This is a genomic window from Wolbachia endosymbiont of Tuta absoluta (assembly GCF_059414725.1).
Genome location: NZ_JBNRJY010000809.1, coordinates 1 through 267 on the forward strand (window position 1 = coordinate 1; position 267 = coordinate 267).

Genomic DNA, 267 nt, shown 5'->3' on the forward strand with positions numbered 1-267 from the left:
AAGTTGAAGAATGTAGGCTTGGAACAGCAGAAAGGTTGATGCGATATTTAACAGTAATGAGTATTATTGCTTGGAGAATTTTCTTTATTACAACAATTGCAAGAACTGATCCAACATTACCGTGTACTACCTTATTAGCCAAAGAAGAATGGAAAGTTCTATATGTAAAAATACATAGAAAACCATGTTCAAATGCAACTCCTACTATAAAAGAAGCTGTTTCATGGATTGCTCAACTTGGAGGACATTTGGCTAGAAAAAATGATC

The 267-nt window shown here is 33.7% G+C and carries 1 protein-coding gene; it reads left to right on the forward strand.

The features are described from left to right. The coding region (locus ACJ5GX_RS08175; RefSeq protein WP_495292901.1) for an IS4 family transposase at nt 1–267 on the forward strand (267 nt) is incomplete at both ends.